A 15,789-nucleotide genomic window follows, 5' to 3' on the forward strand; every position below is an offset into this window, starting at 1 on the left:
TGTGTCCCTCTAGAGCGTGGGTCTCTTACCGCCCTTCCCACCAGCAGGCGGGGCCGTCCGCGCGCCGGTCCGCCCCCCCCCCCCCCCCGCCCACCGCATCGTCGATGCGCTGAGCACCGCCCGGCGCCCCGTCGCGCTGGTCGGCAAGTCCTTCGTGACCGCCGAAGCCCGGGCGCAGTTGCACGAGTTCGCCGCCCGTACCGGAGTGCCCCTCTTCTCCGACTGGGAGGGCCTCGGAGCGATCGTCGGCTCCGAGCAACACGTCGGTCTCATCCAGACCCTGGCCACCGTCCCCGAGGACGAGCGACCCGACCTGGTCCTGCTGCTCGGCCTGCGCTTCGGCATGACCACCCAGTTCGGTACGGGCCGGCTGCTTCCCAAGAGCTCCCGGTTGTTCCAGATCGACCCCGACGGGCGTGAGCTCGGCCGTCTCCAGGATGTCGAACTCGGCGTCCAGGCCGACCCGGTCGGCACGGTCGGCCTGCTGAACGAGCGCCTGGGCGACGGCCCTGTGCCCTCCGGGCGCGACGACTGGCTGAAGACCCTGCGCGAGGTCTCGGCCACCCGGCGGTCCGCGCTCGCGGACGAGACCGAGCAGCACGAGGGCGCGATCCACCCGTACCTCGCCGTCCGCACGATCGCCGAGAGCGTCCCCGACCAGGCCACCGTGGTCGTCGACGGCGCTCTGACCGAGCTGTGGCTCTCCGAGACGATCGCCCTGGCGCCGCTGGCCCACTACTTGGGGCACGGCTACCTCAGCTCGATGGGGAGCACCTTCGGCGTGGCCGTCGGAGCGCAGTACGCGATCCCCGACAAGGCGACCATCCTCGTCACCGGAGACGGAGCCGTCGGCTACAGCCTCGCCGAGTTCGACACCCTCGTCCGGGCGGGGCTCCCCGTCGTCGTGATCGTCCTCAACAACCAGGCGTGGGGCGCCACCCTGCACACCCAGCAGTTCATCTTCGGGGAGAACCGCGTCACCAACAACCGCCTGGAGAACGGCTCCTACAGCGGCGTGGCACGAGCTCTCGGTGCGGACGGCGTCGACGTCACAGAGCTGGACCAGCTGCGCCCGGCGATCGAGGCGGCCCTCGCGGCCCGCCGGCCGACGTGCATCGACGTACGCGTCAGCCTCGCGCCCATTCCTCCGGAGGAGCGCGTCCTGAACGGCGGGGCTCCGTTCGGTGGCATCGAGGTCGACTCATGAGCGACGAGCCGCCCGCCGCGGACCGGCGGCGGCGATTCCTCGGGAAGACCTGCCTCGTCACCGGCGGCAGCAGGGGACTGGGCCTGGCAGCCGCACGGGCCTTCGCCCGCGAGGGCGCCCGCGTGGTCATCGTCGCGCGGGACCCCGACCGGCTGAAGACGGCGAGCGATCTGATCGGCGACGGCACGATCGCCGTGTCCGCGGACCTCTCCTCCGTGGCCGGCATCAAGGCCGCGTTCAGCGAGGTCGCCGCACGGGTGGAACGTATCGACGCCGCCTACGTCAATGCCGGGCAGGCGGGCATGAAGCGCCTCGACGACATGGACGAGGCCACCTGGGACTCGGTGTTCGACACCAACGTCAAGGGCTCGTTCTTCGTGATGCAGAGTCTCAAGCCTCTGCTCTCCCCCGGCGCGGCGGTCGTCTTCTGCGGCTCGGCGGCCGGTCGCAGGGCCAGCGCGGGGACCGCCGCCTACGGCACCAGCAAGGCGGCGCTCGAGCACCTGACCCGCATCCTCGCCGCCGAGGTCATCGCGGAGGGAATCCGGGTCAACATCGTCATTCCGGCCGGCATGAACACCGATATCTCCGCACGTACGACGGGCCTGCCGCCCGGCGGGGCGGACGCCTTCCGGGAGCGGCTCAGGCTCAGCACTCCCATGCTCCGAGAGGGAGAGCCGGAGGAACTCGCCGACGCCGTGCTCTTCCTGGCCTCGTCCGAAGCCGGCTACATCACGGGGACGGCCCTTCTCGTGGACGGTGGCCTCACCGGCTTCTTCCGCCCCTCGGCATAGCGGCGAAGGCCGCTGTCGATCACCCGCAGAGCCGCAGGACCCGACCCGAGTGAGGACGACCACCATGCAGTTTCCCTTCGGTCAGCCGACGGACGCCATCATCCAGGTCGCGTACATGGTCCCCGACCTCACCGCCGGGATGCGCTGGTGGACCGACGAACTCGGCGTCGGGCCCTGGTTCGTGAACGGAAGGCTCGGCGGCGAGGGCTCCACCTACCGCGGTGAGCCGGGGAAGGCGGAGTTCACCCTCGCCCTCGCCTTCTCCGGGCACATGATGGTCGAGCTGATCCAGACCCTCGACGACGAGCCTTCCATCTACAAGGACGCCCACGAACGCCATGGCTACGGCTTCCATCACGTCGCCAAGATCGTGCCCGACGTCCGGGAGGAGGTCGAACGTCGTGAGGCGCGCGGAGCGTCGGTACGTTTTCACGATCTGACCCCGGGCGGTGACGTCTTCTTCCTCGACGGCGGTGAGGATGGCCCGGGGATGATCGAGCTCGTCCAGGACAGCGAGATCACGCGAGAGATCTTCACATCGGCCTGGCGGGCATCGGTCGGCTGGGACGGATCGCGGTCGGTGCGCGACTTCGCGGAGTTGCTGCCGGCCTGACCGTGGGGCGGGCGAACGGCCGTGTCGGGAGGCGGCACGGCGGTGTCGGGCGAGGGGTGCGACACGGCCTGCCCGGGATTGTCCGCGGGACCAGTCAGCCCGGCGCATGCGACCGCAGTTACGGCGAGACAAGCACCGTCGGCGCCGGGCACCTGTCCGGGAACCGGGGCAGCGGCGGGCGGGCCGGCAGCGCTCGGTCGGCGTCAGTGCGACGGGCCGCCGGCAAACGACCGCCTCGCTCCGCCCTGCGGCCATGGAGCGCGGGCGGTTCGACACTTCCCTACCGGGGCTTCGCGCCGCCCGGGGCCAACAGGCCGTCCATCACCAGTCCGGCCAGGGCCTCCGCCCTGGCGAGACGTTCTGCCCGCGGCAGATGCTCGGGGCGCCCCAGGCGCCGGGCGAGAGCCTCATGCATCAGTCCTGACACCGGAGCGGTGATGGCGAAGAACAGGACGTCCATCGGAACCCGTGCGATGCGCCCGGACGCCATCAGCCGCTCGATACTGGGCACGACGAGAGCCAGTGTCGGCTCGATGTGACGCTGGTAGAGGTAGTCCAGCCGCTCGGTGTCCCGTGCGAACGCGTCCTCCATCAGCAGGGCCAGCCGCGGTTCGTCGATGTGAATCCGGTAGAACTCCAGGACGAACTGCCGTACCACGGCCTCGTCCTCGCTTCCCGGCGGGGGCGGCGTCATGCGCGTGAGCTGAGCCCCGAGGGCGGCATCCACCACCGCACGCCAGAAGGCCGCCTTCGACCCGTAGCGGTCGTTGATGAAGACGTGGCTGACCCCCAGTCGGCGCGCCAGCTCCCGTGCCGACGCCCGGTCGTACCCCAGCTCCGCGAACGCCTCCAGGCCCCGCAGCAGGACGTCCCGCTCCGTGGGCACCGCAGGGGAATCCCCGCTGGGGCGCCCCGGGCGTCGGGTGGTACTCGCCTTGCCTCCCACGTGTCCTCCTCAGACGGTTGTACGCGTGTGCCCACGACTCGGGGCCAGCGTAGCCACCCTGATCGGTGCATCTGCGCATCGCCCCAGATCAGCGCCTCGCACGAGGGCAGATGCGGCGGCCTCGTCGGATCAGCGGTTGACATCGGCCGAGCGCCAGCTAATCTTACAGGTGTCAGTTATCGCAAGGGGGTACACACCAGCCCCCCTTCCGGCACCACGGGTTTTCCTCCCACGGGTTACGTGCACCCATCCATGGTACGAAACCGTTTCGTACATGATGGTGCTCTGTGCATCCGTGCGGGACATCCGCGCAAGGAGCCATCATGCGCAAGACCACCGTAGGCGCGGCCGCCATCGCATCCGCGCTCGTCGCCTCGCTCACCCTCGCCTCGGGGGGACCGGCCACCGCGACAGCCGCCGACTACACCGCGACGCACAAAACCACCTCCGGACCTGGTCTGGCACAGACCGACCTTCCGGTTCTCGTCGACCCCGCCGCGGACCTCGCCGCCACCACCGACCGGCAGAACCAGTCCTGGTACGTGACCGCACAGGTGACCGCCGGGGGCCACCGGTACGGATTCCTGGCCCACTACGTGAACATCGGCGACGTCAAGAACGGGTTCGGCTCGTCGGCCGTGTCGATCATCGACCAGGACACCGGCTGGTACACCAAGTCGGAGATCCGCCTCCCCGCCGGGTCGGGTCTGTCCGACAAGCAGGGCGTGGACATCCACACGGACAACATCACCTGGACCGGCGACACCAGCGAGCAGAAGCTGCGCGCGAAGGTGCCCGAGGGAACCATCGACGTCACGCTCCGCCCGCGCGGAAACGTCCTCTACAACATGGGGACCGGGTACTTCCCGATGTTCGGCGACGCCAAGTACCCGAACTACGAGTACGCCCTCCCCACCATCGACACCTCCGGGACGCTGACGATCAACGGCCGCACCGACAAGCTCCGGGGGCAGTCCTGGCTGGACCGCCAGTGGGGCCCCCTGCCCCTCAGCAACACCGCCGACCGCGCGTGGACCTGGATGAACCTCAGCCTGTCCAACGGCGACCGGATCAGCGTCTGGAACACGAAGCTGGAGAAGAAGAACAACTTCGCGACGATCCTCAAGCCCGACGGCACCCAGACCGTCGCCGAGGCGACCCTCACGCCCGGCGAATCCACCCTCTGGACCAGCCCGACCACCGGAAAGACCTACCCGACGCGCTGGAAGGTCAGCATCCCCGGCGAGGACGCCAAGTTGAACGTCGTCTCCTACACCGCGAACCAGGAACTGCCGGAAACCGGACCCCGCTACGAAGGCAGCGCCGCCGTCACCGGAAGCTACGGCCACCGCCCGGTCACCGGCACCACCTACGTCGAGGTCACCGGCGGCTGAACGGCTGAACGGCGGCCGGCCCTCCCGCCTGCCGCACGCCCCCCGGCGGATTCGGCCGGACCAGGGCAGGAGGGCCGGCCGCGTCGCGAGCACTCAACCGGCGGCGCGGCCGGATGCCCTCACCTGTGCAACCCCTTCGCGCGACTCCCTCCCGGTGAGTCCGCCCCACGCCCTGACAACCCACGCACCCATCGAGGGAGAGTGGACATGTCCACCGAACGTCCCGTCCCGGTCGGGACCTCATCCGCCGAGTCCGAATCCGCGCCCACCCGGCGTACTTTCATCGCCACCACCACCGCCGTCGGAGGAGCCGTGGTGATCGGCGGCCTGGCCACCGCGCCGCCCGCCCTCGCCACCGACGAAGCGGTGGCCACCGAGGCACCGCCCGACAGCCTGGTGTCCCTGACGGTCAACGGCGTCCGGCGCACCGTCACGGTCGACAACCGCACCTCGCTGCTGGACCTGCTGCGCGAACACCTCGACCTGACCGGTTCGAAGAAGGGCTGCAACGCGGGTGCCTGTGGCGCCTGCACGGTCCTGGTCGACGGAAGACGGGTCGCCTCCTGTCTGACGCTGGCGGTGCGGCTGGAGGGCGCCGAGGTCACCACGATCGAGGGCCTGGAAAAGGGCGGCCGACTCCACCCGCTGCAGCAGGCGTTCATCGACCAGGACGCCTTCCAGTGCGGCTTCTGCACGTCGGGGCAGATCGTGTCCGGGGTCGGCTGCATCCAGGAGGGCCACACCGGATCGCAGGACGAGATCCAGGAGTGGATGAGCGGCAACCTCTGCCGCTGCGGCTGTTACGTCAAGATCGTCCGCGCGGTCCAGCAGGCCGCCGACCGGATGTGAGGTCCGATCCCCATGCATCCCTTCACCTACACCAAGGCCGCGGACACGCGGGAGGCCCTCGCCGCCGGTGGGCGCGGCGGGCGTTACATCGCCGGCGGCACCACGCTCGTCGACCTGATGCGGGAGACCGTCGAACGCCCCGGAGCCCTGGTCGACATCAGCGGCCTGCCCCTGCGCGAGGTCACCGTCACCGCGCGCGGCGGTCTGCGCATCGGCGCCCTGGTCCGCATGGCCGAGGCCGCCGCCCACCCCGAGGTGCGGTCCGGCTACCCGCTCGTCTCGCAGGCGCTGGAGCTGAGCGCCTCGGCCCAGCTGCGGAACATGGCCACCATCGGCGGCAACATCATGCAGCGCACCCGGTGCACGTACTTCCGTGACGTGACCGCCGTCTGCAACAAACGCGAGCCCGGCTCCGGGTGCGCCGCGCTCCACGGCTTCAACCGCGGCCATGCGATCCTCGGCACCTCCGACAGTTGCGTGGCCACGCACCCTTCCGATCTCGCGGTCGCTCTCACCGCCCTGGACGCCGACGTCCACCTGCTGGGCCGGGAGGGCGAACGCACCGTGCCCTTCGCCGACTTCCTGCTCCGGCCGGGCAACACCCCGAACCGCGAACAGGCCGTCCGACCGGGCGAGTTGATCACCGCCGTGGAGATCCCGGCCCACCCGCGACCACTGAAGTCCGGCTATCTGAAGGTGCGCGACCGGCAGTCCTACGAGTTCGCGCTCACCTCCGCGGCGGTCGCGCTGCACATCCGCGGCGGCGTCGTCCGCGAGGCGAAGGTCGCCGCCGGCGGTGTGGGCACCGTGCCGTGGCGGCTGCCCGCCGTCGAACGCCGCCTCGTCGGCGAGCGTCCCTCCGACGCGCTGTGGGCCGAGGCGGCCGGGCACGCGGCCGACGGGGCCCGTCCCCTCGCGTACAACGGCTTCAAGGCCGAGCTGCTCAAACGCACCGTCGAACGCCAGCTGCGCATCGTAGGAGGCACCGCATGAGCCAGCCACAGGCAGCGGTCGGCGCGGAGGTGCGCCGGGTCGACGCACGGCTGAGGGTGACCGGCAGAGCGAAGTACGCCGCCGACAACAGCCCCGACGGGTTCGTGCACGCGGTCGTCGTCGACAGCCGCGTCGGCAAGGGCCGTATCACCGGCATCGACACCCGCGCCGCCGTGGCCCAGGCCGGCGTCCTGAAGGTGATCAGCCACCTCAACGCGCCCAAGCTGCCGCCCCTCGCGGGGGGATACCCGCCGGGTGCGCCGCTGCGCGCCTTCCAGGACGACCGGGTCCGGTTCTTCGGCCAGCCCGTCGCGGTCGTGGTGGCGACCACGCTGGAGACGGCACAGCACGCCGCGAGCCTGGTCGGCGTCTCCTACGACGCCGAGCCTCCCTCGACCGACATGACCATCGCCGACCCCGCCGGCGACGGCCAGACCTATGCCCGAGGTGATGCCGAGGGGGCCCTGGGCTCTTCCGCCGTCCGGCTGGAGATGACGTACCAGACGGCCCGCAATCACCACAACCCGATCGAACCGGCCGGCATCGTCGCCCGCTGGGACGGCGACCGGCTGACCGTCTGGGAGAAGACCCAGTGGGTACAGGGTGCCGTGTCGACCCTGGCCGGCGAGTTCGGCATCCCGCCGGACCACATCCGCGTCTTCTCGCCGTTCGTCGGCGGCTCCTTCGGCAGCCTCGGCCGCACCTGGGTGCACTCCGTCATCGCGGCCATGGCCGCCCGCGAGGTGAAGCGCCCCGTGAAACTCGTCCTCACCCGCAGGCAGTTGTACTTCGGCGTGGGATATCGGCCCGCGTACGAGTACGGACTGCGGCTGGGCAGCGACCGGCGGGGCCGCCTGACCGCGTCGGCGCACGAGGTCCGGGCCGAGACCTCCCGCTACGAGACGTACACCGAAGAGGTCCTCAACCCCGGCCGGATGCTGTACAGCACCCCCAACGTCCACCAGACGTATTCTCTGGTTCCGCTGGACGTGAGCACGCCGTGGTTCATGCGCGGCCCCGGCTACTCCAGCGGCGCCTATCCCGTCGAGTCGGCGATGGACGAACTCGCCCACGAACTGGGCATGGACCCCATCGAGCTGCGGCTGCGCAACGAACCGGCCGACGACGAGTCCAGCGGGCTGCCGTTCTCCACCCGCCGCCTGCGCGAGTGCTACCGGGCGGGCGCCCGCGCGTTCGGCTGGGACCGGCGCAGCCCCGAGCCCCGATCGACGCGTGACGGCGACTGGCTCATCGGCATGGGGATGGCCGCCGGTGTCTACGACACCCTGCGCAGCCCGGCCCAGGCCTCGGTCAAGCTCGACGCCGACGGCACCGCCCTGGTGCAGTCCGCGACCAGCGACATGGGTCCCGGCACCGCCACCTCCATGACCCAGGTCGCCGCCGACGCCCTCGGCCTGACCATGCGCCAGGTGACCTTCGGGCTCGGCGATTCCAGCATGCCCACGGCCCCCATCCACGCCGGCTCACTGACCATGGCCAGTGTCGGATCCGCCGTCCAGGACGGCTGCGACACACTGCGCAAGCAGGCGATCACGCTCGCGGTCGCCGACGAGGATTCACCGCTGTACGGCGCCGCGGCCGCCGACGTCGTCGTACGGGGCGGTCGGCTGTATGTGAAGGACGAGCCCGCACGCGGGGAGACGTACCAGCGGCTCCTGACCCGCAACGGCCGGACCCACCTGGAAGTGCTCGGGTCGTACGGCGGGCCTTCGGGACCTGAGCGGTTCTCGCTGTACGCGTACGCGGCGACGTTCGCCGAGGTGGCCGTCGACGCCCGGCTCGGGCTGGTGCGGGTCCGGCGCATGGTCGGCGTGTACGACGCCGCACGGATCATCAGCCCGACACTGGCCGACAGCCAGGCCATCGGCGCCATGACCGGCGGCATCGGTCAGGCCCTGCTCGAACACACCATTACCGACCACCGCGACGGCCGGATCGTCAACGCCAACTTCGCCGACTACCTGGTGCCGACCCACGCCGACATGCCCGAGATGAAGGCGATCTTCATCCAGGGCGAGGACTACGAAGCCGACCCCATCGGCGTCAAGGGACTCGGCGAGATCGTCATCGTCGGGGTGGCGCCCGCCATCGCCAACGCGGTCTTCAACGCCACCGGCCGCCGGGTCCGCGAGCTGCCGATCAAGCCCGAGGTCCTGCTCTGAACCCCCGGGTGGCCGCCACGCCACCGGTCACCCGGGCCCCAGGGCCGTTGCCGTACCGCCGGCCCGCCACGACCACCCACCGAACAGAGAGCCCGCCATGCTCAACATCGCGGACACACTGCACCTCTGGTGTAGCGAGGCCCGCCCCTTCGCCCTCGCCACCGTCGTCGACGCCAGCGGCAGCTCCCCCCTGCCCCTCGGCACCGCCCTCGCCGTCGGCGTGGACGGCGCCGCGGTCGGCGGCGTCTCCGGTGGCTGTGTCGAGGCGGCGGTCTACCAACTGTGCCAGCAGGTCCTTGCGCACGGCGGGCCACCCACCCGCGCGAGATTCGGCTACTCCGACGACGACGCCTTCGCCGTCGGCCTGACCTGCGGCGGAGAGATCGACGTACTGGTACAGCGAGTGGAGCCCACCGCCGAGCCCCACCTCGCCTCCGCCCTCGGTGCCGTGGCAGCGGGGCGCCCCCTGGCCGTGGCCCACGTCGTCGACGGCCCTGATGAGCTCGTCGGCCGTGTCCTCCATGTCCCTGCTGAGGGCGCCCACGAAGGCGCTCTCGGCGAGGAGACCGAGGACCGCGCGGTCGTGGCGCATGCCCGTGCCCTCCTGCGGGCGGGCCGCACCGCCCGGATCGAACTGGGCCGCGCCGAGGGCGAGTCGGAGAACTCGGGGGACGACACCTGCCCGCGGCAGCTCACCGTTCTGGTCCACGTCCACGCGCCCCGACCCCGGATGCTGATCTTCGGCGCCATCGACTACGCCTCCGCTCTCAGCCAGGCAGGCAGTTTCCTCGGCTACCGGGTCACCGTCTGCGACGCCCGCCCGGTCTTCGCCACCGCCGCCCGCTTCCCGCACGCCGACGAGGTCGTCACCGACTGGCCCCACCGTTTCCTCGCGGCCACCGAAGTCGACCCCCGCACCGCCATCTGCGTCCTCACCCACGACGCCAAGTTCGACATCCCGCTGCTGCGCCTGGCGCTGACGCTCCCCGTCGGCTACATCGGCGCTATGGGCTCCCGGCGTACCCACGAGCGCCGTCTCGACCTGCTGCGGGAGGCCGGCGTCCCCGAGGACCGACTGGGCCGGCTGAACTCCCCGATCGGCCTGGACCTCGGCGCCCGCACCCCCCAGGAAACGGCGATTTCCATTACTGCGGAGATCATCGCCCGGGCCAACCACCACACCGGTCTGCCCCTGTCGCAAGGCACCGGCCCCATCCACCGCGCAGCCTAGGCCGACGGCCGACGGATCGACTCGGAGGCCGTCGGAGACAACTGGTGCCTGTCGACACCGACGGTGAACCGCTGAGCAAGCCTGGCCGTTCCGCCGCCCGGAGGGCACCGTCCTCACCCTGTTGGCCTTCGACGTCAGCAGCGGCTGGACCTCGATGGCCACGGGATGCCGGTTCGACAGATCCTTCGAAGCCGTCATGACTGCGTCGATCCTCCAGACCGTATGCCCGAACCTGCCACCCGAACCCTGCAGCAGACGCCTCCTGGATGGTGCACACCGGAGCTACCGATATGGGTGACTTGTTCGTCCAATGAACATGTCCATTGAGCGTGACGGGAGTCACTTCCTACCTTGTCGCTGCTCGCCGGTCAGTCACCGTGTCGAGCGTTCTGAATCAGGTTTGGTTGAAGAGCCACGCGGAGGAGCTCCGCGAAGGCCCATGGGGCGGTTCGGCAGCGGTGCTGCCGGGATGACCGCGACAGCAGCACCCACATCCGGGGCCGGCAGCGGACGTCGGTCCCGACAGCAGCGCTTCGTGCGCAAGGAGTCGTCCATGGTTCCGACCGATTCACCCAGCCCTTTCCGTCCCCGGCGGCGTCCAGGAGACCGAACCGCACTGCAGGTGCGGTAGTCATGGCCGATGAATCCGCGACCCCGCCGGTCCCCCGGCTCCAGGTCCGCAATCTCACCAAGACGTTCGCCGGCGTCGCGGTCCTCGAGAACGCGAGCCTGACGATCGCCCCGGGAGAGGTGCACGCCCTCGTCGGGCAGAACGGCTCCGGCAAGTCGACACTCATCAAACTGATCTCCGGCGTCTACTCGGCGGATCCGGGCGGCGAGATCCTCCTCGACGGCGAGCACATCGGTCCGCCGATCAAGGCGAAGGCGCTGCACGGACAGGGTCTCTCGTTCGTGCACCAGGATCTCGGTCTCGTGCCCGACCTCTCGGTGCGCGACAACGTGCGGGTCGGCCGGCACGCGGTCAACCCGATCACCCGCAGGATCCGCACCTCCGAGGACGCCGTCGCCGTCGGTGAGACGCTGAAGTACCTCCGCACCGACATCGACCCGTCGGCCAAGGTCTCGACCCTGCTGCCCAGCGAGCGGGTCGCGGTCGCGGTCGCACGCGCCCTCCAGGACCGGACGCCCGGCACGGGTGTCGTGGTCTTCGACGAGTCCTCGCGCGCCATCCCCCATGAGGCACTGCCGGCGTTCTACGACATGATCCGCCTGCTCACGAGCCAGGGCACGGCCGTGCTGTTCGTCAGCCACAACCTCAAGGAGGTGCTCGAGATCGCCGACCGGGCGACCGTCCTGCGCAACGGCCGGGTCGTGGAGACGGGCATCCCGACGGCAGGGCTGGACGAGGCCGAGCTGACCGGCCTCGTCCTCGGGCGGGCCGCAGAACTCGGCGACATCATGGAGAGCCTGCCGACCGCGCCCCGGCCCGAGACGGTCGAGTTCGTCGACGTCTCCGGCGGACGGGTCGAGGGCGTGAGCGCCGCCATCCGCCGCGGCGAGGTCGTCGGCTTCACGGGGACGGTCGACTCTGGCCTGTCGGACCTCGGGCCGCTGCTCGGCGGCGACCGGCGCGGCACCGGCCAGGTCAAGCTCGGCGGACGCGTCGTCGACCTGGCCCGGGCCAGGGTCGTCGACCTCCTCGACGCCGGGATCGCCTTCATCCCCGCCGATCGGCACGACAAGGGCGTCGCCCTCGAACTGACGGTCGAGGAGAACGCGACCCTCCCCCACCTGCGCAGCCGGGGAAAGCCCTGGTGGACCGGGTTCAAGTGGCAGCGCGCCGAGACCGAGGGCATCATCGAGCGGTTCGACATCCGGCCGCCGAACCCCACGATGCCCGTCGCCGCGATGTCCGGCGGCAACCAGCAGAAGGTGCTGCTCGGCAAGTGGCTCCTCGGGACGCCCGACCTGCTCGTGCTCGACGACCCCACCCAGGCGGTCGACGTCGGCGCGCGTCACGCGATCCTCACGGCGAGCCGGCAGGCCGCCGCCGACGGATCCGCGGTCATGGTCTGCTCCGCCGAGGTCGAGGACCTCGCGGCGATCTGCGACCGGGTTCTCATCCTCCAGGACGGCCGGATCGTCCGCGAGATGACGCGACCGTTCGACGCGGACGCCGTTCTCTCCGCGATCTTCACCGTCGATGACGCGGCGCACGCTCTCCTCTCCGCACCGACTCCCGCAAATGAGGCCTGATGGCAACCACACGGTCACAACCCACGATCACCGCGGGCGCCACACCTCAGAAGACGGGCGTTCCACTCACCCGGGCGGCCACCTACCTGCTCCAGCGCTACAGCCTCGTGCTGCTCTGGATCATCATGGTGGTGCTCTTCCTGGTGCTGCTCCCGAACAGCGTCGCCCTCGGAAACGCCTCGCGCGCGGTCCTGGGCCAGCAGACACCGGTGGTCTTCCTCGGCCTCGCGGTCATCACCACGATCGCCGTCGGCGAGTTCGACCTGTCGTTCGCCTTCATCTACGGCCTGGCGGGAACCGCGTTCCCGGCCCTGGTCGTCCTGCACGGCTGGCCGGTCCCGCTGGCGATCCTCGTGGCCCTCGCCGCGGCGGTGCTCGTCGGCCTCATCAACGCGGTACTTGTGGTCGTCGTCGGGATCAGCTCGATCGTCGTCACCCTCGGCACGGGGAGCGTCGCCCTGGGGATCGCGCTGTTGATGTCGAACCAGTCGAACGTGAGCGGCCTCGACCCGGGGCTCGCACAGGTCGCGCTCGGCAGTTTCCTCGGTCTCCCCGCGGTGTTCTGGTACGGCGTCGTGCTCGTCATCATCACCGCGTACGTCATGACCGCGACCCCGCTCGGCCGATCGATGCTGTTCGTCGGCTCCAACCCGAACGTCGCGAGGCTCGCCGGCATCCCCGTCCGCCGCATCCGCTTCGGGGGCTACCTGATGGCCGCTCTGCTCAGCGGCGTCATCGGCATCATCCTCGCGTGCGGTGTCGGTGGGTTCAGCACCGCGACGGCCCAGGTGCAGATGATGCCGGCTCTCGCCGCGGTGTTCCTCGGAACGATCGCGGTGGTCCCCGGGCGCTTCAACGCGATCGGCATGTTCATCGCCGCCTACTTCCTGCTGACGGGCATGTTCGGGCTGCAACTGCTCGGGCTGTCCGGATGGGTGACGAACGTCTTCTACGGCGCGGCGCTGATCATCGCCATCACCGTGTCGCTTCTTCTCCGCCGCCGCGCACGCGCCTGAACCGGCTCCTGCACGGCACCTCCCTGTTGACCGCCGCCCGCGGCGCAGGAGTCCTCGGCCGGTCGGCGTGCTCCTTGCTGGCTTCGACATCGTCCTGATCGCTGTCGCGTCCCTGCTCGACGACGCGGCGCGGTTCGGGACGCGCGATACCCGTCCGCCCGAACGGTGGCGAGGCCCCGAACGCCGACATGCCGTTGCCCGGCGTATCTCCTTCGCTCTGTTGCGACACACCCGGGCCGGGACGGTGATGTTCCCTGCCCGCGGACGGGAAGCGCCCTGCTCTCGGGAGAGGGCGAAGTGATTACACACTCAAAGAAAAGAGGCAATCTCATGCTGAACGGGCGCAATCGGTCGCGCGAACTTCTCGCGGCCTGCACGGTGTTGGCACTCACCCTCGTCGGCTGCGGCAGCACCAAGACGGACTCGGGCTCGTCGGGAGACGGCAAGGGATCCGTTCCGGCCGCCGTCGCGGCGGCGGTCAAGTCGGCGAGACAGCCGATCGACACGTTCGCCGCGCCGGGTCCGGCCATCGACACGTCGAAGATCACCGGCGGCAAGGTCTACGTCATCGTGCCGGCGCTCGAGGTGCAGGACTTCTCGGTCGTCGCGAACGAGATCAAGAGCGTGTTCTCGCGCTTCGGCGTCGATGTGGAGGCGTGCGGCACGACCGGCGGCTCGCCGGACGGTGTCGCCAACTGCCTCCAGCAGGCGATCAACGCGAAGGCCGCCGGCATCGTCACCGTCGGCATCACCCAGAACACCGCTCCGAGCGCGATCGCCGCGGTCGCGAAGGCGGGCATCCCGCTGGTGAACGGCGTCACGACGTCCTCCGGCCCCGGCGACCCGAAGCTCGTCAGCTACGTGACTCCCAGCTTCGTGAAGCTCCACTCCTGGCTGACCGATCAGTTCATCGTCGACTCCAAGGGTTCAGCCCATGTGCTCGCGATGCGCACGACCTCGAACGACATCACGCCGGCCTGGGCCAACGACGGCGTCGTCAAGGTGCTGAAGGACGACTGCGGCGGCTGCTCGTCGAAGGTGATCGACGTGAACACGGTCAACCAGGACAAGATCCCCACCGAAGTGTCGACATCGCTGGTGGCGGACTCCAACATCAAGTACATCGTGGCCGGTACGAACAACTACGTCCCCGATGTCGTCTCGGGAGCGCAGGCCGCCGGCCGTAGCGCCACGAACACCCAGATCGGCACCGTGGGCGGCTCCCTGGCCGTGATGCAACAGCTCGGCAAGTCCCAGTGGACCGGCGCGGTCGCCGCGTTCAGCCTTCCGGCACTCTCCTGGTACCTGTCCGACTCGCTGCTGCGGCTCATGGTCGGTCAGCCGCGCAAGGGCGAGCTGGACTTCCCGTTCCAGCGTCTGTTCACGTCCGCCAACGTCAGCGGTCTCGACCTCACCCAGAAGGGGTGGTCGAGCGGTTCGTGGTACGGCAAGGCCGACTACGTCGACGGATTCCTCAATCTCTGGGGCAAGAAGTAGATGACAGGCGACGAAAGCATCGAGCGCAACAAACAGGTTGTAGAGGCGTTCGTCAACGACGTGGCGATCGCCAAGCGACTCGACCGTCTCGACGACCTCGTCGCGGTCGACTACGTCCAGCACAATCCACACGCCGGGCAGGGGCGAGAGGGCGTCCGTGAGTACTTCGCCGGATTCCATCGCGCACGCGAGAAGGATCTCGATCCTTCCGGGACCGTCGAGGTCCACCTGATCGGCGAGGGGGATCTCGTGGTGCGTCACGAGATCCGCGTCAACGGGCTCCACATCGACATCTGGCGGGTCCGGGACGGCATGCTCCAGGAGCACTGGGACGCGTGGCGTTCGGCGCCGGGCTACGACCCGCCGGCGGGCTCGTGACGGCGGGGGCCGGAGCCGGTGAGGCAGCCGCGTCGGAACCCGAGCGGCTCGAACGCAACAAGCGGCTCGTCGAGGACTTCCTGGCGGTCGCCCACGGCGATCTCGCGCGTCTGGACCGGCTCGGCGAGTTCGCGGCGGCCGACTACATCCAGCACAACCCAAACATCGGGCAGGGCATCGAGGGACTGCGCACGTTCTTCACCCACATCCTCTCGCTCCCGCCCTCCGAGCGCCTTGACCCCTCCAAGGAGCTCGAGGTGCACCTCATCGCGGAGGGCGACTTCGTCGTCCGGCACGAGATCCGCGAGGACGGGTTGCTCATCAACGTGTTCCGTCTCGAGGACGGCCTTGTCAAGGAGCACTGGGACGCATTCCGCCCGCCACCCGGCGGCGCGGTGATCCACGGTCTCGAATAGGGACTCCTGGCGCCCCGCGCACGGGCTTCTTCCGGGATTCCGATCCAGCGAAGGG

14 protein-coding genes are annotated in these 15,789 nt (G+C 70.0%); 13 read left to right on the forward strand and 1 reads right to left on the reverse strand.

Annotation, left to right across the window (positions count from 1 at the left end; genetic code table 11):
* The first annotated feature begins 16 nt into the window (after positions 1–16).
* The 3 genes from ACFXC1_RS48835 (at position 17) to ACFXC1_RS48845 (ending at position 2,614) form a co-directional block, all read left to right on the forward strand.
* On the forward strand, positions 17–1,207 hold the full coding sequence (locus ACFXC1_RS48835) for a thiamine pyrophosphate-dependent enzyme (protein WP_381256277.1): 1,191 nt from the start codon (positions 17–19) through the stop codon (positions 1,205–1,207).
* Complete coding sequence (locus tag ACFXC1_RS48840; RefSeq protein WP_381256280.1) at positions 1,204–2,001, forward strand: SDR family NAD(P)-dependent oxidoreductase; 798 nt, start codon at positions 1,204–1,206, stop codon at positions 1,999–2,001. The genes ACFXC1_RS48835 and ACFXC1_RS48840 overlap by 4 nt, the downstream gene beginning before the upstream one ends.
* A gap of 64 nt (positions 2,002–2,065) precedes the next feature.
* Complete coding sequence (locus ACFXC1_RS48845) at positions 2,066–2,614, forward strand: VOC family protein (RefSeq protein ID WP_351716234.1); 549 nt, start codon at positions 2,066–2,068, stop codon at positions 2,612–2,614.
* 280 nt (positions 2,615–2,894) lie between these two features.
* On the opposite strand, the gene ACFXC1_RS48850 is transcribed toward ACFXC1_RS48845, so the two are convergent.
* On the reverse strand, positions 2,895–3,500 hold the full coding sequence (locus ACFXC1_RS48850; RefSeq protein WP_381256282.1) for a TetR/AcrR family transcriptional regulator: 606 nt from the start codon (positions 3,498–3,500) through the stop codon (positions 2,895–2,897).
* Positions 3,501–3,883: 383 nt separating this feature from the next.
* Between ACFXC1_RS48850 and ACFXC1_RS48855 the strand changes: the two genes are divergently transcribed.
* The 10 genes from ACFXC1_RS48855 to ACFXC1_RS48900 all read left to right on the forward strand — a co-directional run bounded on the left by ACFXC1_RS48855 (position 3,884) and on the right by ACFXC1_RS48900 (position 15,734).
* A complete protein-coding gene (locus tag ACFXC1_RS48855; RefSeq protein ID WP_381256285.1) occupies positions 3,884–4,954 on the forward strand; it encodes a lipocalin family protein in 1,071 nt (356 codons plus the stop codon).
* 207 nt (positions 4,955–5,161) lie between these two features.
* The gene (locus ACFXC1_RS48860; RefSeq protein WP_381256288.1) at positions 5,162–5,803 is read left to right on the forward strand and encodes a (2Fe-2S)-binding protein; all 642 of its coding nucleotides are present in this window, start codon (positions 5,162–5,164) and stop codon (positions 5,801–5,803) included.
* A 12-nt stretch (positions 5,804–5,815) separates the two neighbouring features.
* A complete protein-coding gene (locus tag ACFXC1_RS48865) occupies positions 5,816–6,796 on the forward strand; it encodes an FAD binding domain-containing protein (protein WP_381256291.1) in 981 nt (326 codons plus the stop codon).
* Positions 6,793–8,979 (forward strand): xanthine dehydrogenase family protein molybdopterin-binding subunit, encoded by a 2,187-nt coding sequence (locus ACFXC1_RS48870; protein WP_381256293.1) that lies wholly within the window; start codon positions 6,793–6,795, stop codon positions 8,977–8,979. The genes ACFXC1_RS48865 and ACFXC1_RS48870 overlap by 4 nt, the downstream gene beginning before the upstream one ends.
* 97 nt (positions 8,980–9,076) lie before the next feature.
* Positions 9,077–10,210 (forward strand): XdhC family protein, encoded by a 1,134-nt coding sequence (locus ACFXC1_RS48875; protein ID WP_381256296.1) that lies wholly within the window; start codon positions 9,077–9,079, stop codon positions 10,208–10,210.
* Positions 10,211–10,843: 633 nt separating this feature from the next.
* Positions 10,844–12,427, forward strand: coding sequence for a sugar ABC transporter ATP-binding protein (locus ACFXC1_RS48880; protein ID WP_381256299.1), 1,584 nt, complete (start codon positions 10,844–10,846; stop codon positions 12,425–12,427).
* Positions 12,427–13,443 (forward strand): ABC transporter permease, encoded by a 1,017-nt coding sequence (locus ACFXC1_RS48885; RefSeq protein ID WP_381256302.1) that lies wholly within the window; start codon positions 12,427–12,429, stop codon positions 13,441–13,443. Before ACFXC1_RS48880 ends, ACFXC1_RS48885 begins: the two co-directional genes overlap by 1 nt.
* A gap of 330 nt (positions 13,444–13,773) precedes the next feature.
* A complete protein-coding gene (locus tag ACFXC1_RS48890; RefSeq protein ID WP_381256305.1) occupies positions 13,774–14,940 on the forward strand; it encodes a sugar ABC transporter substrate-binding protein in 1,167 nt (388 codons plus the stop codon).
* Complete coding sequence (locus ACFXC1_RS48895; RefSeq protein WP_381256308.1) at positions 14,941–15,318, forward strand: nuclear transport factor 2 family protein; 378 nt, start codon at positions 14,941–14,943, stop codon at positions 15,316–15,318.
* On the forward strand, positions 15,276–15,734 hold the full coding sequence (locus ACFXC1_RS48900) for a nuclear transport factor 2 family protein (protein ID WP_381256311.1): 459 nt from the start codon (positions 15,276–15,278) through the stop codon (positions 15,732–15,734). Before ACFXC1_RS48895 ends, ACFXC1_RS48900 begins: the two co-directional genes overlap by 43 nt.
* The last annotated feature ends 55 nt before the right edge of the window (positions 15,735–15,789 follow it).

The organism is Streptomyces hokutonensis, from assembly GCF_042751305.1.
Lineage (GTDB): Bacteria > Actinomycetota > Actinomycetes > Streptomycetales > Streptomycetaceae > Streptomyces > Streptomyces hokutonensis_A.